Genomic DNA, 23,904 nt, shown 5'->3' on the forward strand with positions numbered 1-23,904 from the left:
CCTCGGCTCCTGCGACCCTACTTGACGAGCGGGAACAGGATCGTCTCGCGGATCCCGAGGCCGGTGATCGCCATCAGGAGGCGGTCGATGCCCATGCCCATGCCGCCGGTGGGGGGCATGCCGTGCTCGAGGGCGCGGAGGAAGTCCTCGTCCAGGCGCATCGCCTCGTCGTCGCCCGCGGCGGCCTGGCGGGCCTGCTCGACGAAGCGCTCGCGCTGCACGACCGGGTCGATCAGCTCGGAGTAGCCGGTGGCCAGCTCGAAGCCGCGGACGTAGAGGTCCCACTTCTCGACGACGCCCGGGATGCTGCGGTGCGCGCGCACGAGCGGCGAGGTGTCGACGGGGAAGTCCATCACGAAGGTCGGACGCGTCAGGCCGCCCTTCACGAAGTGCTCCCACAGCTCCTCGACGTACTTGCCGTGCGTGGGGACGTGCACCTCGACGCCCTCGCGCGCGGCGAGGGTCTCGAGCTCGGCGAGCTCCGTCTCCGGCGTGATCGCGATTCCGGCCGCGAGCGACAGGCTCTCGTACATCGAGATGCGGTCCCACCGGCCGCCGAGGTCGAACTCGGTGCCGTCGGCCCAGGTGACCACGTGCGAGCCCGCGACGGCCTGCGCCGCGTTCTGGATCAGCTCCTGGGTGAGGTCGGCGATCGAGTTGTAGTCGCCGTACGCCTGGTAGGCCTCGAGCATCGCGAACTCGGGCGAGTGGGTGGAGTCGGCGCCCTCGTTGCGGAAGTTGCGGTTGATCTCGAAGACCCGGTCGATGCCGCCGACGACCGCCCGCTTGAGGTAGAGCTCGGGCGCGATGCGCAGGTACAGCTCGGTGTCGAACGCGTTCGAGTGCGTGGCGAAGGGGCGGGCGGAGGCGCCGCCGTGCATCACCTGCAGCATCGGGGTCTCGACCTCGAGGAACTCGTGCGAGGCGAAGGTGTCGCGGAGGGAGGCGTTCACGCGGGCGCGGGTGACGACCGTCTCGCGGGCCTGGGGGCGCACGATCAGGTCGAGGTAGCGCTGGCGCATCCGGGTCTCGTCGCCGAGCTCGTTGTGCAGGTTCGGCAGCGGCAGGATCGCCTTCGCGGCGATCGTCCACTCCGACACCCACACGCTCAGCTCGCCGCGCTTGCTCGAGACGACCTCGCCCTCGACGAAGAGGTGGTCGCCAAGGTCGACGAGCTCCTTCCACGCCGCGAGCGACTCCTCGCCCACGTCGCCGAGCGAGACCATGGCCTGGATCCGCTCGCCGTCGCCGGCCTGCAGCGTCGCGAAGCAGAGCTTGCCCGTGTTGCGCTGGAACACCACGCGGCCCGCGAGGCCGACGCGCTCGCCGGTCTTCACGTCCGGCTCGATGCCCTCGTGGCGCGCCCGGACGGCCGCGATGGTGTCGGTGACTCCGACCGCGACGGGGTAGGCGCCGGCGCCGAGGTCGTCGCCCGCGAGCTCGAGCAGGCGCTCGCGCTTGGCGAGGCGGACGGCCTTCTGCTCGGAGGCCTCCTGCTGCGCGGCCCGCTCGGCGGCGGCCTGCTCGGAGTCGGACTGCTCGGCGGCGGGGGTCGTGGACTCGGGGACGTCGGGGGTGTCGGCCATGAGGGGTCGCGGTGCTTTCGGTTGGGGGCGGACGGCCGCGATCAGGCGAGCAGGATCGGGGCGTTGTCGAGGAGGCGGGTGGTGCCGACGATCGCGGCGACGAGCACGAGTGCCGGGCCGCGGTGGTCGGCGTCGACCGGGAGGAGCGTCGCGGGATCCACGACGACGAGGTAGTCCAGCTTAACGAGCGGCTCGGCGTGCGCGACGGCCTCGGCGGCCTCGATCGCCGCGGTGGCACCGCGGTCCGCGGCTCCCGCGGCGGCCGCGAGGAGGCGCGGCAGCACGAGGCCCGCGCGGCGCTGCTCCTCGTCGAGGTAGCGGTTGCGGCTGGAGCGGGCGAGCCCGTCCTCCTCCCGCACGATGCCGACGCCGTCGATGTCCACGGGCAGGTCGAGGTCGCGGACCATGCGGCGCACGAGGAACAGCTGCTGCGCGTCCTTCTGCCCGAAGACCGCGACGTCCGGCTGGGCGATGCTCAGGAGCTTGGCGACGACGGTGAGCATCCCGTCGAAGTGCCCCGGCCGCGCGCGCCCCTCGTAGAGGCCGCCGACCTCGCCCGCGACGACCCTCGTGGAGGACGGCCCGTCGGGGTACATCTCGGCGACTCCCGGAGCGAAGAGGAGGTCGGCCCCGGCCGCGTCGAGCAGGGCGGTGTCGCCCTCGAGGTCGCGCGGGTAGCGGTCCAGGTCCTCGGTCGGACCGAACTGCAGCGGATTCACGAACACCGACACGACGACGACGTCGGCCAGCTCGCGCGCCCGCTCGACGAGGGCGAGGTGCCCGGCGTGCAGGGCGCCCATCGTCGGCACGAGCGCGATGCGCCGACCGGCCCGCCGCGCCTCCTGCAGCCGCTCGCGGAGGTCGCCGATGCGGTGGACGGTGCTGATCACCCGACGATGCTACCGGCGGTCCCACGGCCGCCCGGGCCCTCGGCACCGAGACGCCGTGCTCCTCCGCGAGGCACCGCCTCCCGAGCGGCGTCCCACCCGGGGAGCGGCGTCACGAGCGGCACCGCGCGTCAGCCCGCCGCGCGGCGCAGGGCGTCGTCGACGGAGGAGCGGACGAGGCTGGAGAGGAAGAAGCCCGGCTTCTCGACGCCGATGCCCGCCAGCAGTCCCGCCGCCTGGTCGACGATCGCGGTCGAGAAGGTCGTGGCGGTCGAGACGGCCTCCGCGTAGGCGGCGCGGTCCGACTCCGCCACGGAGACCGGCTCCCCGCCCATCTCGACCACCAGCGCCTGCGCGATCGGCAGCACCGGGCCCGGTGCCGACACGGCGAAGTAGGTCTCGGCGAGGCGCGCCAGGTCGAGGCTGGTGCCGCTGAAGGCCATCGCCGGGTGGACTGCCAGGGGGATGACCCCGGAGGCGAGCGCCGGAGCGAGCACCCCGTAGCCGTGCTCAGGCGCCGTGTGCAGCACCAGCTGGCCGGGCTGCCACGCTCCGGTCGCGGCGAGCCCCGCGACCAGGGCGGCGATCTCGCTCCCGGGGACGGCGACGATCACCAGCTCGCTGCGCTCGACGAGCTCGGGGATCGCGAGCACGGGGACTCCGGGGAGCAGCGCGTCGGCGCGCTCGCGGCCGCTCTCGCTGGTGGTGGCGATACCGATCACGGCGTGGCCGGCCCCGGCGAGCGCGGCACCGAGCACCGGGCCCACGCGTCCGGCACCGATCACGCCGACGCCCAGGCGTCCGTCGCGGCGGTTCTCAGGCATGCGGCTCCCCCTCCGGAGCGGGCCAGTCGGGCAGGGCGGGTGCGGCCGCGCGCCGCCCCCACTGGTGGCTCGCGTCGCGGTCGGCGGCCCGCACTCCGGCCGTCGCGAGGCTCTCGAAGAAGGCGAGTCCGTCGGCCGCGCTCATCACCGGCACGAGCGGAGTGACGGGGCCGGCCACCGTGTGCACGCGCGCCGAGGCCAGCCCGAGCAGGCGCTGGAGCGGTCCCTGCTGGACCCCGACGCTCTGCATCCGCGCCAGGGGCACCACGGCGACCCGCCGCCAGACCGCTCCGCTGCGCAGGATCGCGACCTCGTCCGTCAGCCGGTACCCGGTCCTCCGGAACGAGAAGGGGCGGAGCCACACCGCCGAGCGCGGCGCCCGGGTGAAGCCGGCCGCGTCGCGGTGCCGAAGCGCGTCTCCGACGGGCGTCGACTCCGCTCCCTCAGCCGGTCCGGGCAGCAGGAGGGCGAGGACGCGCTCGACCGCGGCGAGGTCGCCGACGGGCAGGATCGTGGTGTTCGGCTCGCCGTTCGCCCCGCGGGAGGCCGCGTGGCCGGCGCGGTCGATCCGCACCTGCCACCAGCCGAAGGGGCGCCAGAGCAGCGGCTGCGTGATCTCGACGGCGTGGATCCGGCCGGGCGGGATCGTGTCGCTGCTGGTCGAGAGCACGCCGTAGCCGACCCGCACGCCGTCGGGCGTCGCGGCGATCGAGTACCGGAGCGAGCGCACGAACTGTCGGACGTAGTAGCTGCCCGAGCCGATCAGGCCCGGCAGGATCGCGAAGAGCACGTAGGGCGAGCCGTAGACGGCGACGAACACCACGGCGACGACCGAGGCGGCCAGGAACAGCGTGAAGCCGCTGAAGACGAGCGAGCCGAGGAGCCGGCCCGGCGGGATCGAGACGACCGACTCGGGCGGCGTCTCGTCCTGAGGCTCGCCGAACTCCTCCAGCCGGCGCGCCAGGAACCCGCCCGCCGGAGCCGCACCGTCGACCGTCGCCTCCCGCTCGCGCACCCCGGAGGCGAGCCGCAGGATGTCGCGGCGCAGGGCGTCCACCAGCCGCGAGCCGAGGTACGACAGCTGGACGTTCGCGTCCTGCCCGGCCACGCTCACCTCGAGCTTCGCGGCCCCGAACAGCCGCGCGAACAGCGGACGCTGCACCGCGATGCCCTGGATGCGGTCCAGCCGCGCCCGCCGGTTGGTCCGGAAGAGCACGCCGGAGCGCACCTCGACGAGCTCGTCCGTGATGCGGAAGGTGTGCATCCGCCAGGACAGCCAGAACGCGAAGACGGCGACCGCCAGGCCCACCGCGACCGCCAGCAGCGCCCAGCCGACGAGACCGCGGCGCAGCAGCTCGTCGACCGGATCGCCGCTCTCGAAGCCCTCCGGCCCGGGCAGGAACAGCTCGACCAGGCGCTCGCGGAGGTTCGTGATCACGATGCCGAGGACGACCAGCAGGCCGATCCCGCCCTTGAGGACCGGGGTCGCGGGATGGAGGCGGTGCCACTCCCCGTCGGCGAGGTCCGTCTCGACGGCGCGGAGCTCGGTCACAGGCCGGCCCGGCGCGACTCGGCGAGCTCGACCAGGCGGTCGCGGAGCTCCTCCGCGTCCTGCTCGGCCAGGCCCGGGATGCTGACGCCGGTCGCCGCGGCGGCGGTGACGAAGCGGAGGTCGGCGAGGCCGAGCGCCCGGGCGAGCGGCCCGCGGTTGACGTCGATGAGCTGCATCCGCCCGTACGGCACCGACACGAAGCGCTGGAACATGATGCCGCGGCGGAAGAGGAGGTCGTCCTGGCGCAGGAGGTAGCCGTAGGCGCGCGCACGGCGCGGGGCCACGATCAGGAGGGTCACCGCGAGGGCGGCCGCGGCGGCCATCGGGATCCAGCCCCACGGCAGGCCGATCAGCATCAGCACCACGGGCACGGCGAGCAGCAGCACGCTCGACACGACGGCCGACACGATCTCGACCGCGACGTACCGGGGCGAGACGCGGCGCCACTCCCCCGTGATGTCGAGGCGGTCCCGCCGGCGTCCCCTCGCGTCGCGGCGGGTCGTCGGCGACGCGTCCTCGGGCTCGGCGGGCATGGCGTCGTCCTCACTGCCCGCGGCGATCCGGGCGTCGGCGTCAGGCGTGGTTCACCTCGCCGACGGCGCTGTCGTCGTCGTCGCTCGGCGGGATGGTGCACAGGTGCTCGGCGACCAGGCCGGCCACCAGCAGGACGAGCGCACCCACGATGGTCGCGACGTCCTGCCACACGGAGCCTAGCGAAGGGATCGCACGGCTCAGCAGGTACACCAGGATGCCGCCGGAGGCTCCGAGCAGCAGAGCACCGACGTGGCTGGACGCCTTCGCCAGCACCACGACGCGCATCGCCTGGAAGGGATCGATGGGCCGGCGCAGCGTGCCCTTCGTGGCGCGGTGGATCGGGACGGCGAAGCCGAGCACGAGGGCCGCGACCACGATCAGAGTCAGCGGAACCGTCAGCGGCGGGATGAGCACGGGGCGGCCGGCGGCGGCGATCGCGAGGTCGAGGAGGAACCCCGCGACGGCCCCGGCGAGGCCGAGTCCGAGCAGGGTGCTGATGCGGGTGCGCCTCACGGGGTCCTGCTCTCGGGGTCGGCGGTGCTGCCGCGGGCGGAGTCGCGCCCCGGCCAGGTCAACCCGGCCGGGTGGTCGGTCACGCGGTCGGTCGCCCGTGCGCGCAGCTCGGCCACGGGTCCGGCCCCGGGAAGGACCGCCGCCGGCTCGACGTCGAGCCAGGGCTCGAGCACGAACGCCCGCTCGGCCGCCCGCGGGTGCGGGAGGGTCAGATGCGCGTCGTCGCGGAGCACGCCGCCGACCGCGATCACGTCGATGTCGAGTGTCCGGTCGCCCCAGCGCTCCTCGCCCTCGCCGCGGATCCGGCCGCCGGCCGATTCGATCGCCGCCGTCGCCGCGAGCAGGTCGTCGGGCTCGAGGACGGTCGAGCCGGTCACGACCGCGTTGAGGTACCCGGGCGCGTCCTCGTCGACGCCCTCGGGCTTCCACGCGGGCGACTCGACGACCTTGGACACCGCCTCGATGCGCAGGCCCGGCGTCGTGGCGAGGGCCCGCAGCGCCTCCTCGAGGTGCGCCAGGCGGTCGCCGAGGTTGCTGCCGAGCGCGAGCACGACGTGGCGCACCGGGCGGACGCGCTCCTGGCGCGGCCTCACGAGCGGGTCCTCGTGATCTGCACGGCCACGTCCTCGAACGGCAGCGGGATCGGCGCGTCCGGCTTGTGGACGGTGATGCGGACGACGTCGGCGGCGGCGAAGCCCAGGGCCACCCGGGCGAGGCGCTCGGCCAGGGTCTCGATGAGGTCGACCGGGTCGCGGGTCACCGCGTCGGCCAGGGCGATCGCGAGCTCGCCGTAGTGCACCGTCTCGGCCAGCGCGTCGCCCTCGGCCGCCGGCGCGGTGTCGAGCCAGACCGTCGCGTCGATCACGAAGTCCTGGCCGTTCTCGCGCTCGAAGTCGAAGACGCCGTGGTGCGCGCGCACGCGCAGCCCGGTGAGGGTGATGGAGTCGCGCACGGCCAGGGCGGCGGGGTCGATCGCGGTCACGGGGTCTCCTCCTGGAGTCGGGCGGCGAGGGCCAGGGCGCGGGCGGACGAGCGGACGTCGTGGACCCGGACGCCCCAGGCGCCGTGCTCGGCGGCGACGAGGCTCAGCATGGCGGAGACCTCGTCGCGCTCGGCGGCCGGGGCGCCGGCGGGGGCGAACGGAGCGAGGAACCGCTTGCGCGAGTGGCCGACCAGGACCGGGAAGCCCAGCGAGACGATCGCGTCGAGCCCTGCCAGCAGCGCCCAGTCGTGCGCGCCGACCTTCGCGAAGCCGAGACCCGGGTCGAGCAGGAGGCGGTCGTCCCGGATCCCGGCCTCACGGGCGGCGTCGACGCGGCGCGCGAGCTCGCCGCGGACGTCCGCCACCACGTCGCCGTAGGACGCGAGAGCGGTCATGCCCGCGCTGTGCCCGCGCCAGTGCATCGCGATGTAGACGGCGCCGCGCTCGCCGACGAGCGGGAGCATCCGCGGATCGGCGAGGCCGCCGGAGACGTCGTTGACGACGACGGCGCCCGCGTCCAGAGCGGCCTCCGCTGTGGCGGCGCTCATCGTGTCGATGCTGACGCGCACCCCCTCCGCGGCGAGGGCGCGGACGACGGGCAGCACGCGGCCCTGCTCGGCGGATGAATCGACGCGCGCCGCACCGGGGCGGGTGCTCTCTCCGCCGACGTCGACCAGGTCCGCGCCGAACGCGGCGGGTCCGTCCCCGGCGGGCCGGGTCAGGTCGAGGCCGTGGCGGACGGCGTCGTCGACGGACAGCCAGCGGCCGCCGTCGCTGAACGAGTCCGGAGTGACGTTGAGGATCCCGAGGAGCGCGGCGCGGCCGGTCGGCGTGAGGTCGGCGACGGTGGTGGCCACGTCACTCCCCCCGCGCGGCGCCGATCAGCGCGATGATCTCGGCGCGTGCGGCCGGGTCGGCGAGGGAGCCGCGGGCGGCGACCGTCACGGTCGAGCTCGCGGTCTGGCGCGGCCCGCGCATCCGCACGCAGCCGTGCTCGGCGTCGACCACGACGAGCACTCCCTCGGGAGCGAGGCCCTGCTCGAGCGCGTCGGCGATCTGCTCGGTCATCCGCTCCTGGATCTGCGGTCGCGACGCGACCGTCTCGACCACGCGCGGCAGCCGGCCGAGGCCGACGACCCGCTCGCGCGGCCGGTAGGCGATGTGCGCGACGCCGAGGAACGGCAGGAGGTGGTGCTCGCAGACGGAGCGGAAGGCGAGGTCGCGCACGATCACCGTCTGGTCGAGCGGCGACTCCTGGCCGCCCTCGACCACCGCGAACGTCTCGGTCAGCTGGGCTGCGGCGTCGTCGTCGAACCCGCCGAAGAACTCCTCGTACGCCTCGGCGAACCGCCGCGGCGTATCGAGGAGTCCCTCGCGGCCCGGGTCGTCCCCGATGGCCGCGAGGATCTCGGCGACGGCCGCCTCGATGCGCGCCTTGTCGACGGGCACGCGCGCGCTACGCCGTCGCGGGGCGCGGGTTGATCAGCGGCGGGCGCTTCGGCGCGACCTCGTCGGCACCGGCGGAGGAGACTCCCCCGTCGGTCGCACCCGAGTCGATCGGCGCCTTGGCGACCGGGACCGCGATGGGCGGCAGGTCGGACAGGGGGCGCTTGTCGCTCGAGAGCCACTGCGGGCGCTCGTCGATGCGGCGGACGTCCTTGAAGATCTCGGCCAGCTGGTCGTGGTCGAGCGTCTCCTTCTCGAGCAGCTCCATCGCGAGGCGGTCGAGGATGTCGCGGTTGTCGTTGATGACCTGCCACGCCTCGTCGTGCGCCTGCTCGATGAGCTGGCGCGTCTCGGCATCGACCGTCTCGGCGATCTGCTCGGAGTAGTCGCGCTGGTGGCCCATGTCGCGGCCGAGGAACATCTCGCCCGACGACTGGCCGAGCTTGACCGCTCCGACGTTCGCGGACATGCCGTAGTCGGTGACCATCTTGCGCGCGATGGAGGTCGCCTTCTCGATGTCGTTCGACGCTCCGGTGGTGGGGTCGTGGAAGACGATCTCCTCCGCGACGCGGCCGCCCATCGCGTACGTGAGCTGGTCGAGGAGCTCGTTGCGGGTGGTGGAGTACTTGTCCTCCAGCGGGAGCACCATCGTGTAGCCGAGGGCACGACCGCGCGGAAGGATCGTGACCTTGGTCACGGGGTCGGTGTGGCGCATCGCCGCCGCCGCCAGAGCGTGTCCGCCCTCGTGGTAGGCGGTGATCAGCTTCTCCTTGTCGCGCATGACCCGCGTGCGGCGCTGCGGCCCCGCGATGACGCGGTCGATGGCCTCGTCGAGCGCGCGGTTGTCGATCAGTTGCGCGTTGGAGCGGGCGGTGAGCAGTGCGGCCTCGTTGAGGACGTTGGCCAGGTCGGCGCCGGTGAAGCCCGGGGTCTTGCGGGCGACGACCTCGAGGTCGACTCCCCCGGCGAGCGGCTTGCCGCGGCCGTGGACCTCGAGGATCCGCTTGCGGCCGAGCAGGTCGGGGGCGTCGACGCCGATCTGGCGGTCGAAGCGGCCCGGACGCAGCAGCGCGGGATCGAGGATGTCGGGGCGGTTCGTCGCCGCGATCAGGATGACGTTCGTCTTGACGTCGAAGCCGTCCATCTCGACCAGCAGCTGGTTGAGGGTCTGCTCGCGCTCGTCGTGACCGCCGCCCATGCCGGCGCCGCGGTGGCGGCCGACGGCGTCGATCTCGTCGACGAAGATGATGGCCGGCGAGTTCTCCTTCGCCTGCTGGAACAGGTCGCGGACACGGCTCGCGCCGACGCCGACGAACATCTCGACGAAGTCCGATCCGGAGATGGAGTAGAAGGGGACGCCCGCCTCGCCCGCGACCGCGCGCGCCAGCAGGGTCTTGCCGGTGCCGGGAGGGCCGTAGAGCAGGACGCCCTTCGGGATGCGGGCGCCGACGGCCTGGAACTTCGCGGGCTCCTTGAGGAACTCCTTGATCTCGTGCAGCTCCTCGATCGCCTCGTCGGCGCCGGCGACATCGCCGAACGTGACCTTGGGCGACTCCTTCGAGACGAGCTTCGCCTTCGACTTGCCGAACTGCATGACGCGGTTGCCGCCGCCCTGCATGCCCGAGAGCATCAGCCAGAAGAACGCGCCGATCAGCAGGATGGGGAGCAGGAAGCCGAGAGCCGAGAGGAACCAGTTGGTCTGCGGGACCTCGTCGTTGTAGCCGGTGCTGCCGAGATCGGCCGCGGACACCGCGTCGACGACCTCCGCGCCGCGAGGGGCCACGTAGTAGAACTGCACCTGCGTGCCGTTGTCGCCGTCGGCCTGCTTGAGCGTGAGATCGACGCGCTGCTCGCCGTCCACGATCTTCGCCGAATCGACCTTGCCGTCCTTCAGGAGGTCGAGACCCTCCTGCGTCGTGACCGGCCGGAAGCCGGACATGGTGATCAGCGAGGAGCCGATCCACACCGCGACGATCGCCAGGACGACGTAGAGGATGGGACCCCGGAAGATGCGCTTCACGTTCATGCTTGTTGCGGGTGCGACACCCGGCGCCTTTCTGACGAGGAGATTGTGCCTGCCAGGCTACCTCCCGCACTCTGAGCGCCGCCCACGCGTTCGCCGTGGGCCGAACGGCCGCGGGCTGTGTGGTCTGGCGGGGATGCGGCGGGCCGCATCGCCGCGCGCGGTCGGCTTCGCGAGGTGGTGCGTTCCGCAGAGCGGGTCTCGTCGGACTGCCGGGAAACGCTGACACGCGTTTCCCGGTCCGCGTCCTCTGCATTGTGGGTGGAGGTCGCGGGGATCGGCGCTTCGGCGGTAGGGACGCGCCGCGAGAACGCAGGAGTTGTCGCACTCGAGCTCGACAGCGACGACTACTGCGGTCTCGGGGGGGGGGCGAAGGTGTTCGAGCGGGGCGCGCCGCGAGAACGCAGGAGTTGTCGCACTCGAGCTCGACAGCGACAACTACTGCGGTCTCGGGAAGGAGGCGAAGGTGTCCGAGCAGGACGCGCCGCGAGAACGCAGGAGTTGTCGCACTCGAGCTCGACAGCGACAACTACTGCGGTCTCGGGAAGGAGGCGAAGGTGTTCGAGCGGGGCGCGCCGCGAGAGCGCAGGAGTTGTCGCACTCGAGCTCGACAGCGACAACTACTGCGGTCTCGGGGGGGCGAAGGTGTCCGGGCGGGGCGTGCCGCGACGAGGGGCAGCAGGCGCGGACGGACGGACGGGCCCGCCCGGCCCGCGTCAGGCCGACTCGAGGAGGGGCTCCGGGTCGCGGAGGACGGGCACGAGGCCGCGGCGGCGGCGGGCGGCGGCCAGCACGGTCACGGCGAGCGCCCCGACCAGCCAGAGCACGAGCACCAGGACCGCGTGCGCGACTCCGATGCTGCCGCCGGCGATCAGCGAGCGGAACGCCTCCACCGTCCAGGTCAGCGGCAGCACGCCGTGGATCGCCTGGAAGAAGGCAGGCGCGGTCTCGACCGGGTAGGTGCCTCCAGCCGAGGACAGCTGCAGCACGATCATCAGCAGCGCCAGGAACCGGCCCGGGGCGTCCAGCAGCGCGATCAGCGCCTGGTTGATCGCCACGAAGGTGAGGCTCGTGAGCACGGCGATCCCGATCAGCCCGGGCAGGTTCGACGCCTCGACGCCCACTCCGAAGCGGATGACGAGCGCGGCCAGGACGCCCTGGGCGACCGCCATCAGCGCGCCGGGCAGGTAGCTGCGCAGCGCGATGACCCAGGCGGGCCGGCGCGCGGCGAGGAGGCGGGAGCTGAGCGGGGCGCTCATCAGGTAGAAGGCGAGCGCGCCGACCCAGAGCGCGAGCGCCATGAAGTAGGGGGCGAGGCCGTAGCCGTAGGACGGCACGCGGTTCATCCGCTCGGCGTCGATCCCGACCGGGGCGGCCGCGACGGCGCTGAGCTCCTGAGCCTGCTCGCCGGTGTAGGTGGGCACGTCGTCCGCGCCGTCCGAGAGCTTCGTGTCGAGGGTGCGCGATCCGGAGGCGAGCGAGTCGATCCCGTCGGCGAGGTCCTGCGAACCGGTGGCCGCGTCGGCCGAGCCGGTCGCGGCGGTCTCGGCGCCGTCCGCGAGGTCCGAGGCGCCCGTCGCGAGGGCGGCCGTCCCGGAGGCGAGGTCGGAGGCGCCGGCGGCCGCGGAGGCGATTCCGCTGGTGAGCGGGCCGACCGCGCCGGAGAGGGTGTCCACTCCGCCGGCGACCTGCGCGGCTCCGCCGTCGAGGGTCGCAGCTCCCTGGGCGAGGGCCTGCGCACCGGTCTGCAGCTTCTGGGCGCCGTCGGCGGCGGAGGTCGCCCCGGTGGACAGAGCGGCGGTGCCGGTCGCGAGGTCGGCGGCTCCGCCCGAGACCGTGGCGGCACCGGCGGCGAGCGCCGTCAGTCCGCTGCCGTCGTCGCCGACGAGCGCGGTCGCACCGGAGGCGAGCGTCTGCGCGCCCGCGTCCGCCGAGGCGGCTCCGCCCGCGAGAGCGGCCGCACCCTGCTCGAGGGCGGTCAGCTCGGCCACGCGCTGGGCGTCGGACAGCGAGTCGTACCGCGAGAGCAGGGAGGCGAGGCCGGAGTCGACGCCGGTCGCCCCGGTGGCGAGTTGCGGAGTGGCGGTCGCGAGCGCTCCCGCGCCGGTCGCGAGCTGCTGGGCTCCTGCGAGGGCCTTCCCCGCTCCGTCGGAGAGGGAGGCGGACCCGGTGGCCAGCGCCTCGGCGCCGGACGCCGCCGAGGACGCGCCGTCCTTCAGGGTCGACGTCCCCGCGGCGAGGTCGGTGGCGCCCGAGGCGAGCGACGCCGCTCCGCCGTCGAGCTGCTGGGCGCCGTCGGCGACCGTGCGGGCTCCCGTGTCGAGCGCCGCCGCCTGGTCGGGCAGCTGCCCGGTCCCGCTCGCGATCCGCTGGAGTCCCGACGAGAGGTCGGACGCTCCGGAGGCCGCGCTCCCCGCGCCCGAGCGGAGGGAGTCGGCGCCGGTCGCCATTTGCGCGGTGCCGTCCTGCAGCTGCGCTAGCCCGACGACCAGCTCGGAGGAGCCGGACGCGGCGGTCCCGGCGCCGTCCGCCAGCTGAGCGGCGCCGTCGGCCGCCTGCTCGAGGCTCGAGTGCACATCGGTGAAGCCGAGGTAGACGTTCTCGAGGTAGGTCGCGCCGACCTTCTCCTCCAGCGTCTTCGTCACGGTGGTGCCGATGGTGGAGGCGATGTTGCCGACGATCAGGTTGGCCGCGTCGTTCGTCTCGATCGACAGCTTCGCCTGCACGGCCGCGGCGGGGTCATCGCCGCCGACGGAGGCGACGTCGGCCGAGAAGCCGGCCGGCACCGTCAGGACGGCGAGGACGTCGCCGGAGGCGAGCTCGCGGGACGCCTCGTCGGCACCGGTCGCCGTCCAGGCGAAGTCCGAGCCGGAGGTGTCGGTGGTGAGCTGCTCGGTCAGGTCGTCGCCGAGGGCGAGCGCGGAGCCGTCCGAGGCGGTCGCGCCGGTGTCCTCGTTGACGATCGCGGCGGGCACCGTGTCGAGGTGGTGCGTGGGATCGAGGTTGGCCGAGGTCAGCAGTCCCGCGTAGATCAGCGGGATGAGCGCGATCGCGGCGAAGACGACGACGAGGCGCGGGTTCACGGCGCGCAGGGCGCGGCGGAGCGGGGAGGTGGTCATGGTCCTTCTACTTCGTGGAGTGCAGGGCGGCGAGCCGCGGCGAGGCGACTCCGGTGACGAGGAGCTCGGCGATGTCGGCGGAGGCCGAGGCCGCGGGACGGCGGGCGTCGCCGTCGAGGAGCCAGCCGACGACAAGCCAGGTGGTGCCGGCGGCAAGGAGGACGGCGAAGCGCTCGACGCGGGCGTGGTCGCCGCCGCCCGATCCGCGCTCGGCGAGGGGCGAGAAGGCGAGGAGCCGCTGCGCGAGGAACGCGACGACCGACTCCTGCACGGCGCGGGCCGTGCCTCCGCTCAGCACGCGGCGGTAGAAGTCGGCGTGCACGAGCAGGCCCTCGAGGAGCCCGCGGACGATGCGGGGGACCGCGCCCTCCCAGTCGGCGGGGGCGGTGCCGGGAGCGACGTCGCCGAACAGCGCGTGCATCCGCTCCACCGCGGCGGCCTCGATCAGGGACGGCACATCGCCGAAGTGCTGGTAGAAAGTGGGGCGGCTGACGCCCGCGGCGCCGCAGAGCTCCGTGATGGAGGGCTGGTCGTCGCCCGGGCGGTCGAGGGCACTCGTGATCGCGGTGAGCAGGAGCTCGCGCGAGCGGGTGAGCCGCGGATCGGTCACGGGGTCCTACTTCCCGGCGCGAGAAGCGCCTTCTTTACGTCCGTCATATAACTTACAACCGTAAAGAAGAGCGCGCAAGCGTCAGGAGGAGGGCGGCTCCGGGAGCAGCGTCGCGATGGCGGACGTGTCGACGATCACCGAATCGTGCGGAGTCAGTCCCGGGCTCCGCGGCGTCGGCACCGGCAGGCGCACGAGCAGGGCGCCCGGATCCACGCCGAAGCGCCCGGAGCGGGTGCGGCCGACCGGATCGCCGTCCAGCTCGGCGAGCACCGGCTGGTCGAGCTCGAACGAGAACTCGCGACCGGGCCACTGGCGGAGGGAGGCGAGCCCGTTGCGGTTGCCGGTCGCCACGTCCAGCGCGAGGCCGAAGCGCCGACGCAGCAGCACCAGCTCCAGGTCGCCGTCGTCGAGCACGGCTCCGGCGGCCAGCTCGATGTTCGCGACCACGGAGCTGCAGTTGCAGGCCAGCACCATGAAGCAGCGCTGCGGAGGCTCCTCAGCGCCGTCGATCGTGAGGGTCACCTCGAATCCGGCCTTGAACATCGCCGGCGCCCCCGCCGCGAAGTAGGCGCCCCAGCCCACCCGCTTCTTCAGCTCCTCGTCCGTCTTGTCCATGATCTCGGCGTCCAGGCCCACCCCGCCCATCACCATGAACACCCGCTCCTCGCCGTCGTCGAACGCGGCCGTGCCCACGTCGATCGCGCGGTCCTGCCCGAGCAGGGCGATCTCGACCGCCTCGGGCAGCGAGCCGAGCGGGATCCCGAGGTTCCGCGCGAGGAGGTTGCCCGTGCCGCTGGGCAGCAGGCCGTAGGGGACGCCGGTCCCCCGCAGCACCGTGGCGACGGCGCGGACGGTGCCGTCGCCTCCCATCGAGCAGACCAGGTCCGGGCCCGCCTCGAGTGCGGCGCGGGCCGCGGCGGCACCGGAGTCGCCCGGGCTGGTCTCGAACCAGAGCGGCTCGTTCCAGCCGTGGCGGCGCGCGATCGTCGCGACCAGGTCCTCCGCGGCGCCGACGTCGTCGAACTTGCTCGGGTTGATCACGACGGCGACGGTGCGCTTCTCGGGTGCCTTCACCCCGTCAGTCTGACGGCACCGGCGACCGGTCCAGTCGCGCGGACGCCTCCAGGGCGAGCACGGCGCCGATCTCGGCCGAGAGCGTGGCGGGCAGCGACGGAGGCGCGTCCCAGCGGGGCCCGGCCAGCAGCACCCCGCGGCGGACACTCGAGCTCTGCAGTGCGGCGACGCTGCCGGCGACGAAGCCGCGGACGCGAGCCGCCACCGCGGGCGCGACTCCGGCCGTCGTGGCGAGGTCGACGAGGTGCCGGTAGGCGATGCCCCCGAACAGGGCGCCGTCCCCCGATCCCTGGTCGACGAAGACGCCGTCGGGGGCGAGCCGGTCCAGCAGGTCCTCGGCCGTGCGGGAGGCGTGGGCGACCAGGCGGGGGTCGGGCCGCAGGCGGTGCAGGGCGAGCGCCGCGCCGATGTAGACGGCGTGGTTGTAGCTGAAGGCCCAGTCGTCGCGCGCGGAGCCTCCCTCGCGGCCGATGCCGTCTGCGACGAAGCCGGTGTCGTCGTCGCGGAGGCGCACGTGCATCCAGTCGAGGGCGGCGCGCGAGAGCTCCTCCCGGCCGTCGGGCCGCAGCCGCTCCAGGCGCGCGCCGAGGATCGCGAACGGGCCGTTCGCGGGCGCGTTCTTGTAGTCCAGCTGCCGGCGGCGCCAGGCGAGGCTCGCCCCGTGGCGGAGGTTCCAGCCCTTCGCGACGGCGAAGCGCCACAGGCGGTCGGCCCGTTCGAGGAAACGCGGGTCGCCCGAGGCCTCCCCGAGGCGGGCGAGCGCGCCACCGAGCCACATCATGTCGTCGAAGTAGCCGTTGACCAGGCGCCCGCCGTTGCGGAGGCGGATCGCGCGGTGGATCCGCCGGGCCCGCTCCAGGTGCGCCTCGTCGCCCGTGCGCTCGAAGGCGTCGACGGCCGCGTCGATCGCGTGCGCGAGCCACCAGTAGTTGAACTCGAGGTCGGCCCGCAGCGAGGTCGGGTAGCTCATGTGGTAGCCCAGCAGGGGCACCGCGAAGAGCCGCTCGAGGCTCTCCTGCGCGGTGTCCGCGGGGCTACTCGTAGACGTGCGGGGCGAGGACGGCGACATCGCGGAGGTTGCGGTAGCGCTCGGCGTAGTCGAGCCCGTAGCCGATCACGAACTCGTTCGGGATGTCGAAGCCGACGTAGGCCACGTCGACCTCGACCTTGGCGGCCGCGGGCTTGCGGAAGAGCGCGCAGATCTCGACGGACTCGGCGCCGCGGCTGCGGAGGTTGCCCTGCAGCCACGAGAGCGTGAGGCCGGAGTCGATGATGTCCTCGACGATCAGCACCTTGCGGTTCGTGATGTCGGAGTCGAGGTCCTTCAGGATCCGCACGACGCCGGAGGACTTGGTGCCGCTCCCGTAGGACGAGACGGCCATCCAGTCCATGACGATGTCGAGCTTGAGCTCGCGGGCCAGATCGGCCATCACCATCACGGCGCCGCGCAGCACCCCGACGATGAGCAGGTTCTCGCCCGCGTAGTCGCGCTCGATGGCGCGGGCCAGGTCGCGGATCCGCTCGTGGATCTCGGCCTCGGTGTAGAGGACCTCGGTGATGTCGTCGGCGATGTCGGCTGCTTCCACCCGGCCACTCTACGGGTGACCGGCCCCCGTCTCCCCTCCGCGAGACTCCGCTCTCGTACACCTCCGTCGGCGAGTCGCGTGCCGGAGCGGCGTCTCGCGGGGAGGGGCCGCGGGTGCGAAGACGAGGGTGGTGCCGCGGCGGGTGGCGAGGACGCCGGGGAGGTCGACGCCCTTCTGGCCGTGCCAGTCGGTGACCAGCGCGGCGACCGCCAGCGTCTGCGAGCGCGAGAGCGCGACTCCGAACTCGTTCGCCACGACCAGGCGGATGATCCGCTGCCGCAGCGCCGGCGGGTCCGCGGCGAGCCCGCGCGCGTCGACCGTGACGTGCCCCGCCTCGTCCTGGCCCACCAGCTCGAGCGCCCAGTCGAGGGCGAGCGCGTCGAGCGCGTCCCCGTCCTCCCGCAGCTGCTCGGCCGTGCGCGCCAGAGCCTGGGCCACTCCCGGCCCCAGCTCGTCCTCCAGCACGGGCAGCACGCGGTTCCGCACCCGGACCCGCGAGTAGCGGGGGTCGTCGTTGTGCGGGTCGTCCCACGGCACGAGCCCCTGGTCGGAGCAGGCGAGGCGGGTCGTCTCGCGCCGCAGGCCCAGGAGCGGCCGCCTCAGCGGCCCGCTGACCGGCGCCATCCCGTGCAGCGAGGCCGCACCGGCTCCGCGGGCGAGCCCCAGCAGCACCGTCTCGGCCTGGTCGTCGAGGGTGTGGCCCAGGAGGATCGCGGCGGCGCCCGTCGCGGTCAGCGCGTCGTCGAAGGCGGGGTAGCGCGCGCTGCGGGCGGCCGCCTCCGGACCGCCCTCGGCGGACACCGTCACCACCTCGCGCAGCACCGGCGCGAGCCCCAGCGCGTGCGCCTGCTCCGCCGCCCGCCGCGCGACCTCGGCCGACGCCTCCTGCAGCCCGTGATCGACGATCACCGCGCCGGCCCGCCTCCCGCCCCGCGGGGCCTCGAAGGCGACCGCCGCCGCGAGCGCGAGCGAGTCCGCTCCCCCGCTCAGCGCGACCAGCACCAGCGCTCCGGGGTCGAGCCCGTCGAGGCTCTCGCGCACCGCCCGCCGCAGATCGGCGACGGCGGGGGTCAGGCGGGGGCGATCGGGCACATCAAGTAACGTAATGCCAGCGATCCGCCCCTCCCGCGCGCGCACCCGCGCGAGCGTTCCGGAGGCCGATCCGTCCGCCGATGCGCCGCTCACGGCGCCACCGACTCAAGGAGAGAGCATGGCCGCATACGACGTCGTCGTCGAGATCCCCAAGGGGAGCCGCAACAAGTACGAGGTCGACCACGAGACCGGTCGCGTCTACCTCGACCGCGTGCTCTTCACCTCCTTCGTCTACCCGACGGACTACGGGTACTTCGAGAACACCCTCGGCCTCGACGGCGACCCCGTCGACGCGCTGGTGCTGCTCGAGTACCCCGTCTTCCCGGGCGTGGGCGTCTCCGTCCGCCCGGTCGGCGTGCTCAACATGAGCGACGAGGCCGGCTCCGACGCGAAGGTGATCGTGGTCCCCGCGAAGGACCCGCGCTGGCAGCACATCCAGGACATCGGCGACGTCCCGGAGCAGACGAAGAACGAGATCAAGCACTTCTTCGAGCGCTACAAGGACCTCGAGCCCGGCAAATGGGTCAAGGTCGACGCGTGGGGCGACGCCGCCGAGGCGGAGCAGATCGTCCAGGACGGCATCAAGAAGCTGGCCGAAGAGGGTCACTGACCCCTCGCATCAACGAAGGAACCCCCTCCCGTCGTCTCGACAGGAGGGGGTTCTCTCGTTGTGCTGTGCGGCCGCGGCTCAGGCGGCCGGGCGGCCGACCATGCCGGCGGGCGTGCCCCAGGTGTTCCAGATGCGCACGGGCTTGCCGTAGTCGGCGGCCTCGATGATCTGGTTGTTCCCGAGGTAGATGGCCACGTGGTAGTAGTCCCCGCCGCCACCCCAGAAGATCAGGTCGCCGCGCTGGCGCTGGCTGTAGGGGACGAGCTTGCCGGCGCCGGCCATCGTGTTGTACTGGTTCGTCGCCGAGTGGGTGCCGATGTAGATGCCCGAGGACGCGTAGGAGGCCTTGGTGAGGCCCGAGCAGTCCCACTGGTCCGGGCCCATGCCGCCGAGGACGTACTCCTCGCCGAGCTGCGCCATCGCGTACGAGATCGCGTTCTCGACGGCGCCGCTGGTCGGCACCAGGACCGGAGCGGTGACCGGCTGCGGGAGCGGCTGAGCCGCCGGCTCGGCGATCGGCTGAGCAGCGGGCTGGGCCGGAGCCGGAGCCGGAGCCGGCTGCTGCTGCGCGGGCTGCGGAGCGGCGGGCTGCGGGAGGGACGCGGTCTGACGCGACGGGGCGGCGGTGTCGGCCTGCGCCGAGGACTGCTGCTGGGCGGAGCGGGCGGTGGACTGCGCCTGAGCGGCGGCCTCCGCCTCGGCCTGAGCCTGGGCGGCGGCCTCGTCGGCCTGGCGCTTCTGCTCGCCCGCGAGGTACTGGGTCTCGGCCTCGACCGAGGAGTCCTTCAGCAGAGCGAGCTGGGCGACCAGCTCCTGCGACTTCTCCTCCTGCGCCGAGAGCGACGCGCGGGCCGACTCGGCGGCGGCGTCGGCGTCCTTGCGCGCGGCGTCGGCCTCGTCCGAGAGCGCCTGGTGCTCGGTGACGGCGCGGTCGGCCTGATCGCCGAGCGACTCCGCGTTCTGCTTGTCGGCGAGGGCGTCGGCGTAGACCTTCTGCGACTGCTCCGAGAGCTGCGACATCGCGCCGAGCTGGTAGAGCAGGTCGCCCGCGTCCTTGCCCTTGGCCACGAGGCTGGCGGAGAGGTCGCCGCCGGCGGCGCGAGAGAGGTGCGCGGCCAGCAGGCCGGCGCGCATCTTCGAGGTCTGGGCCTTGGCGGAGGCGGTGGTCGCCTTCTCCTCGAGGTCGGCGACGGCCTTCGCAGCGGCGTCGAGCGCCTCCTTGGCCTGGCGCCAGGCCTCGGCCTTCTTCATCGCGGTGATCGACTTCTCGTCGACCGCGGTCTGCAGGCTCGCGATGAGGCCGGTGATCGAGTCGATCTCGGCCTGCTTGCTCGCCTCGTCCTTCTTGGCGTTCTGCACGTCGTCCCACGAGGGGTACTTCGCGTCGTCGGCGAGGGCCGGGGTGATGCCGAGGGACGCTGTGACCGCCGTGACCGCGAAGGCGGCGGAGATGACGAGCGGGAGGCGGCCCTTCCAGGCGCGCTCCCGGGGTGCCGGGGTGAAGGTGCGTGCGGTCGTCTGTGCGTCAGCCAAGGGTGACTCCTCGTTGGGCCATGAAAGGTTGGGCGTCGACGGCGGAGCCGTTGACGCGGGTCTCGAAGTGCAGGTGGCAGCCGGTGGAGGCGCCGGTCGAGCCGACGGCGGCGATCTGCTCGCCCGCCTGGACCTGCTGGCCGACGCGGACGTAGATCCCGCCGGACATGATGTGGGCGTAGCCGGTGCTGATGCCGCTGCCGTGGTCGATCAGAACCCAGTTGCCGTAGGTGCCGTTGGGGCCCGCGTAGGAGACGGTGCCGCTGTGCGCCGCGAAGATCGGGATGCCGCAGCCGCCCGCGAGGTCGGTGCCGCGGTGGTACGAGCCGGAGGATCCTCCGCCGGTCGAGATGCTGTCGCGCGGGCCGAAGGTGCCTGTGATGCGGCCTCCGGCAGGGCGGACCCAGCCGGAGTCGCTGACGGCGCTGGAGCCGCCGCCGCCCGAGGGGGCGACGTACCCGCCACCGCCGCCACCGCCGCCGCTGCCGCCGCTGGACGCGGCCGCGGCCCGGGCGGCCTCGCGGCGCGCGGCCTCGGCCTGGGCGGCGGCCTGGCGGGCGGCCTCCTCCTCGGCGAGCTTCCGGAGGCGCTCGGCCTCGCGGGCGGCGACGCCGGCCTCGTACTCGGCCACGGTCTTCGACTCGGTGTCGCGGAGCGCGGCGAGCTGCTGCTCGAGCACGACGCTCTGCTCCTGCTGCTCGGCGAGCGCGGCCTCGGACGCCTCCTGGGCGGCGGTCGCCTCGGCCAGCTTCTGCTCGGCGGCGACGCGGAGGCGCTCGCGCTCCGTCTGCGCGACCTCGGCCTGGTCGGCGAGGGAGGACGCGGTGTTGCGGGCGGTGCTGGCCTGCTCGTAGATCGCGGAGGAGCGCTCGACCAGCTTGGTCATGCTCCCGATCTTCGACAGCAGCTGGTCGGCCTGGCCGGCCTTCTGGTCGAGGAAGATGTTGACGGACAGGTCGGTGCCGGTGCTGCGGTAGAGCTGCGCGGCGAGCAGGCCCGCCTGCTGCGAGGCCTTGTCGGCCTCCTCGGCGCTGGCGGCGGCCCGGTCCTCGAGCTTCTTCGACTGGTCCGAGGCCTCGTCGAACGCCTGCTGAGCGGCGAAGTGCTCGTCGCCGCGCTGCTGCGCGAGCTGCTGAGCGGAGGCGACCTCGCTCTGGAGGTCGCCGATCAGGGACGTGATCCGGTCGACCTGAGCGGCCGCGGCGGCGGTGTCGCCCTTCGCCGCCTCGACGTCGGCCCACGACGGGTACTCGACCGCCTGGGCGGGAGTGGCGACGAGCAGGCCGGCGACGAGCGCGACGACGGCGGAGGCCAGGGCAGCACCTCGGAGTCGCCCGAGTCGCGGCGCGCCGGGGAGGCGAGCGGAACGCGGACGGCGCAGGGAGTGGGGCATGGGACCTCGGGGATAGGGGGCCCTCCCTCCGCGGCGGTGCGGCTCCGGCGCGCGGGTGGGGGGAAGAGCGATTCCGCCCCACCCTAACCGCGGCCCTGCCCGATCTCCTAGACCCGGGTCAACCCCGGACGGGGTGCACGTCGCCTGCGGAACCGTCGATTTTGCATCCTGCGCCGCGGCCCTCTATGCTTGCGTGTCGGTAGTCATGGGGGGTCGGCCGCAGGGTCGCCCCGCGAGTCTCCGGCCCCATCGTTTAGTGGCCTAGGACACCGCCCTTTCACGGCGGCAGCACGGGTTCGAATCCCGTTGGGGTCACGGATGGGTCGGTACTACCAGCACCACCAGAAGTACCAGCACCACCGGAAAGTGCGCCGGCTCGAGAGGGTCGGGGCGTGAAAATAGAACAGCCTCGAAGGCAGTATGCTTGTCTTCGCAACGAGGCCCTGTAGCGCAGTTGGTTAGCGTGCCGCCCTGTCACGGCGGAGGTCGCGGGTTCAAGTCCCGTCAGGGTCGCAAAGAGGCCCTTCCGAGAGGAAGGGCCTTTTTCAGGAGATCACCTCTCCAGCGACATCACGTCGCAACGGCTCTGTAGCTCAGTTGGTAGAGCGCACGACTGAAAATCGTGAGGTCACGGGATCGACGCCCGTCGGAGCCACTGGAACCCTCGCCTAGCTTCTACATGGCGGGGGTTTCTTCGTACCCGGAGGTTCCCGCCGCCGCGATCCGCTACGTGCGCCCGTCCTGCCGATCCGGACCGCGCCGAGCAGTGACGGCAGCCCGGATCCCGTCCAGGCGGTCTGCGTAGGCTGGCCCGGCCATGCAACCCGACGCCTTCCCGCCGCCCGATCCCGCGACGCTCGCGCCCGACTCCGCTGCGACGACGTCGTGGCCGGCCGAGCCCCTCCCCTCGGTCCACGCGCCCTACTCCTCCCTCCTCTACCTGCCCGATCCTCGGGTCCGCTGGGGCCTGCCGACCGCCGTGCTCACGATCGTCGGGATCGTCCTGCCGCTGGCCGTGCTCATCCTGCTGTTCGGGTTCGGCGTGCTCCCCTACTCCGCCGGACTCGCCTTCGCGGGGGCGCTCGCGAGCTACCTCGTCGCGCTGATCGTCCCGTTCGCGGCGTCTCGGCTGCGCGGGCTGGGCACGATGGCGGCCGACTTCGGGCTGCGGTTCCGCTGGATCGACGTGCCCATCGGGATCGGGCTCGGCATCGCGGTGCGCGTCGTGATCCTGTTCGTGCTCGCCGCGTTCGCTCCGCTCCTCCAGGACGCGCAGGGGAACCTCGACATCGACCCCGATCCGCTATGGTTCGTGCTGAGCTCGGTCCTCATCCCCGTCGTCGTCGCGCCGCTGGTCGAGGAGGTCCTCTGCCGCGGCGTCGTGATGCGCGCGGTGCGGAACCGGATGCTCCGGGGCTCCGCGGAGTCGGCGCCGCCCACCCGCGGCCGCCGCGTCTGGGCGATGGTGTTCAGCATCCTGGCGTCCACGGCGGTCTTCGCCCTGCTGCACGGGCACCAGATGGTGAACCCGGCGACGATCGTGACGCTCGGCGTGACGACGGTCACCGCGGGACTCGCGCACGGCTGGATCGCGACGATCACCGGGCGGCTCGGAGCGGCGATCGTCTCGCACGCGACGCTGAACGGCTCCGCGGTGCTGCTGCTGGCGCTGCTGCCGCTGCTGACTCCGTAGGGGGGATCTCGAGACGCCCGCTGCGCGGGCTGCTCGATCGGCAGGAGTCGGGGCGGCCCGATCGGGGGCGTGGGGTGGCGCGTCAGACGTCGTAGGTGCGCGCCCCGGGCAGCGGGCCGCGGACCTGGCGGTGGAGGCGCTCCATGTCGGCGTCGAGGGTGGCGGCGGTGCGGGCCGCGTCGGCGAGGCCGTCGAGGAGCTCCTGCGGGACCTGGCGGTCGTACTTGTAGTAGATCTTGTGCTCCAGGCTCGCCCAGAAGTCCATCGCGATGGTCCGGAACTGCACCTCGACGCAGACGTCGACCGATCCGCCGGAGAGGAACACGGGCACCTCGACGATCGCGTGCAGGCTCTTGTAGCCGTTCTCCTTCGGCTCGGCGATGTAGTCCTTCACCTCGAGCACCGTCACGTCGGACTGCGAGGTGAGCAGGTCGAAGACGCGGTAGACGTCCGAGACGAAGCTGCAGGTGATCCGCACGCCGGCGATGTCGGTGATCGCGTCGGCGATGCCGTCGAAGGTCGTCTCGCAGCCCTTGCGCTCGATCTTCTCGATCAGGCTGTCGGCCGACTTGAGCCGGCTCGTGACGTGCTCGATCGGGTTGTACTCCTGCAGCTCGCGGAACTCCTCCTGCAGGATCGACACCTTCGTGACGATCTCGTCCATCCCGAACTTGTACTGGAGCATGAAGCGCGCGAAGTCGTCGCGCAGGGCGCGGATCTCGGCGACGGTGGTGGCGTCGAGCGCTTCGGCGACGGCGTCCGTCAGCGGAGGGACGGCGTGCGCGGGTTCGGGGATGCGGGATTCCACAGTCGGACACCCTACGCGCGGAGTCGTTCGAGACCGGTG

Annotated in this window: 22 protein-coding genes and 3 tRNA genes; 5 read left to right on the top strand and 20 right to left on the bottom strand. The window is 73.2% G+C overall.

From position 1 onward, the window contains the following. Positions 1-17: 17 nt before the first annotated feature. The 17 genes from lysS to tilS form a co-directional block, all read right to left on the bottom strand. Positions 18-1,586 (bottom strand): lysine--tRNA ligase, encoded by a 1,569-nt coding sequence (gene lysS / locus C5C29_RS03325; RefSeq protein ID WP_104224095.1) that lies wholly within the window; start codon positions 1,584-1,586, stop codon positions 18-20. Between the two features lie 41 nt (positions 1,587-1,627). Further along, on the bottom strand, positions 1,628-2,476 hold the full coding sequence (gene panC, locus C5C29_RS03330; protein ID WP_104224096.1) for a pantoate--beta-alanine ligase: 849 nt from the start codon (positions 2,474-2,476) through the stop codon (positions 1,628-1,630). Positions 2,477-2,604: 128 nt separating this feature from the next. Further along, complete coding sequence (locus C5C29_RS03335; protein WP_104291745.1) at positions 2,605-3,297, bottom strand: Rossmann-like and DUF2520 domain-containing protein; 693 nt, start codon at positions 3,295-3,297, stop codon at positions 2,605-2,607. After that, positions 3,290-4,849 (bottom strand): PH domain-containing protein, encoded by a 1,560-nt coding sequence (locus C5C29_RS03340; RefSeq protein WP_104238409.1) that lies wholly within the window; start codon positions 4,847-4,849, stop codon positions 3,290-3,292. Before C5C29_RS03340 ends, C5C29_RS03335 begins: the two co-directional genes overlap by 8 nt. Further along, positions 4,846-5,382: a PH domain-containing protein gene (locus tag C5C29_RS03345; protein ID WP_104238408.1), complete on the bottom strand. Its 537-nt coding sequence runs from the start codon at positions 5,380-5,382 to the stop codon at positions 4,846-4,848. Before C5C29_RS03345 ends, C5C29_RS03340 begins: the two co-directional genes overlap by 4 nt. A 40-nt stretch (positions 5,383-5,422) precedes the next feature. After that, the gene (locus C5C29_RS03350) at positions 5,423-5,896 is read right to left on the bottom strand and encodes a DUF3180 domain-containing protein (RefSeq protein ID WP_104307945.1); all 474 of its coding nucleotides are present in this window, start codon (positions 5,894-5,896) and stop codon (positions 5,423-5,425) included. Further along, positions 5,893-6,489 (bottom strand): 2-amino-4-hydroxy-6-hydroxymethyldihydropteridine diphosphokinase, encoded by a 597-nt coding sequence (gene folK, locus C5C29_RS03355; RefSeq protein WP_104248066.1) that lies wholly within the window; start codon positions 6,487-6,489, stop codon positions 5,893-5,895. The genes C5C29_RS03350 and folK overlap by 4 nt, the downstream gene beginning before the upstream one ends. Then, the gene (gene folB / locus C5C29_RS03360; RefSeq protein ID WP_104347803.1) at positions 6,486-6,878 is read right to left on the bottom strand and encodes a dihydroneopterin aldolase; all 393 of its coding nucleotides are present in this window, start codon (positions 6,876-6,878) and stop codon (positions 6,486-6,488) included. Before folB ends, folK begins: the two co-directional genes overlap by 4 nt. Continuing rightward, the gene (folP, locus tag C5C29_RS03365; RefSeq protein WP_104307946.1) at positions 6,875-7,735 is read right to left on the bottom strand and encodes a dihydropteroate synthase; all 861 of its coding nucleotides are present in this window, start codon (positions 7,733-7,735) and stop codon (positions 6,875-6,877) included. Before folP ends, folB begins: the two co-directional genes overlap by 4 nt. A gap of 1 nt (position 7,736) precedes the next feature. Beyond that, a complete protein-coding gene (gene folE, locus C5C29_RS03370; protein WP_104224103.1) occupies positions 7,737-8,327 on the bottom strand; it encodes a GTP cyclohydrolase I FolE in 591 nt (196 codons plus the stop codon). Between the two features lie 7 nt (positions 8,328-8,334). After that, positions 8,335-10,350 (bottom strand): ATP-dependent zinc metalloprotease FtsH, encoded by a 2,016-nt coding sequence (gene ftsH, locus C5C29_RS03375; protein ID WP_104224104.1) that lies wholly within the window; start codon positions 10,348-10,350, stop codon positions 8,335-8,337. Positions 10,351-11,063: 713 nt separating this feature from the next. After that, positions 11,064-13,466 (bottom strand): YhgE/Pip domain-containing protein, encoded by a 2,403-nt coding sequence (locus C5C29_RS03380; RefSeq protein ID WP_104224105.1) that lies wholly within the window; start codon positions 13,464-13,466, stop codon positions 11,064-11,066. A 7-nt stretch (positions 13,467-13,473) separates the two neighbouring features. Beyond that, positions 13,474-14,076, bottom strand: a complete 603-nt coding sequence (locus C5C29_RS03385) for a TetR/AcrR family transcriptional regulator (RefSeq protein ID WP_104224106.1) — start codon at positions 14,074-14,076, stop codon at positions 13,474-13,476. A gap of 81 nt (positions 14,077-14,157) precedes the next feature. After that, complete coding sequence (locus tag C5C29_RS03390; protein ID WP_104234307.1) at positions 14,158-15,150, bottom strand: diacylglycerol kinase family protein; 993 nt, start codon at positions 15,148-15,150, stop codon at positions 14,158-14,160. Positions 15,151-15,154: 4 nt separating this feature from the next. Further along, entirely contained in the window at positions 15,155-16,219 is a 1,065-nt protein-coding gene (locus C5C29_RS03395) for a glycoside hydrolase family 76 protein (RefSeq protein ID WP_104224108.1), read from the bottom strand. After that, complete coding sequence (gene hpt / locus C5C29_RS03400; protein WP_104224109.1) at positions 16,185-16,736, bottom strand: hypoxanthine phosphoribosyltransferase; 552 nt, start codon at positions 16,734-16,736, stop codon at positions 16,185-16,187. The genes C5C29_RS03395 and hpt overlap by 35 nt, the downstream gene beginning before the upstream one ends. A gap of 9 nt (positions 16,737-16,745) precedes the next feature. Next, complete coding sequence (tilS, locus tag C5C29_RS03405; RefSeq protein ID WP_104307947.1) at positions 16,746-17,828, bottom strand: tRNA lysidine(34) synthetase TilS; 1,083 nt, start codon at positions 17,826-17,828, stop codon at positions 16,746-16,748. Positions 17,829-17,946: 118 nt separating this feature from the next. Here tilS and ppa point away from each other — a divergent pair, with 118 nt between their 5' ends. Beyond that, entirely contained in the window at positions 17,947-18,438 is a 492-nt protein-coding gene (gene ppa / locus C5C29_RS03410) for an inorganic diphosphatase (RefSeq protein ID WP_068255683.1), read from the top strand. A gap of 78 nt (positions 18,439-18,516) precedes the next feature. On the opposite strand, the gene C5C29_RS03415 is transcribed toward ppa, so the two are convergent. Both C5C29_RS03415 and C5C29_RS03420 read right to left on the bottom strand, forming a co-directional pair. Continuing rightward, positions 18,517-19,971 carry a C40 family peptidase gene (locus C5C29_RS03415; protein ID WP_104224405.1) on the bottom strand — a complete coding sequence of 485 codons (1,455 nt, stop codon included), beginning with the start codon at positions 19,969-19,971 and terminating at the stop codon, positions 18,517-18,519. Further along, positions 19,964-21,364 (bottom strand): peptidoglycan DD-metalloendopeptidase family protein, encoded by a 1,401-nt coding sequence (locus tag C5C29_RS03420; RefSeq protein WP_104224404.1) that lies wholly within the window; start codon positions 21,362-21,364, stop codon positions 19,964-19,966. The genes C5C29_RS03415 and C5C29_RS03420 overlap by 8 nt, the downstream gene beginning before the upstream one ends. A gap of 242 nt (positions 21,365-21,606) precedes the next feature. On the opposite strand from C5C29_RS03420, the gene C5C29_RS03425 reads away from it, so the two are divergent. The 4 genes from C5C29_RS03425 (at position 21,607) to C5C29_RS03440 (ending at position 23,057) form a co-directional block, all read left to right on the top strand. After that, positions 21,607-21,679, top strand: a tRNA-Glu gene (locus C5C29_RS03425). A gap of 124 nt (positions 21,680-21,803) precedes the next feature. After that, a tRNA-Asp gene (locus C5C29_RS03430) sits at positions 21,804-21,877 on the top strand. Between the two features lie 69 nt (positions 21,878-21,946). Continuing rightward, a tRNA-Phe gene (locus C5C29_RS03435) sits at positions 21,947-22,019 on the top strand. Between the two features lie 162 nt (positions 22,020-22,181). Beyond that, entirely contained in the window at positions 22,182-23,057 is an 876-nt protein-coding gene (locus tag C5C29_RS03440) for a CPBP family intramembrane glutamic endopeptidase (RefSeq protein ID WP_104224403.1), read from the top strand. Positions 23,058-23,139: 82 nt separating this feature from the next. Here the strand turns inward: C5C29_RS03440 and C5C29_RS03445 are convergent, their stop codons facing one another. Then, positions 23,140-23,742, bottom strand: coding sequence for a GTP pyrophosphokinase family protein (locus C5C29_RS03445; protein ID WP_104224409.1), 603 nt, complete (start codon positions 23,740-23,742; stop codon positions 23,140-23,142). Between the last annotated feature and the right edge of the window lie 162 nt (positions 23,743-23,904).

It is taken from the genome of Rathayibacter sp. AY1H2 (assembly GCF_002931985.1).
Classification (GTDB): Bacteria; Actinomycetota; Actinomycetes; order Actinomycetales; family Microbacteriaceae; genus Rathayibacter.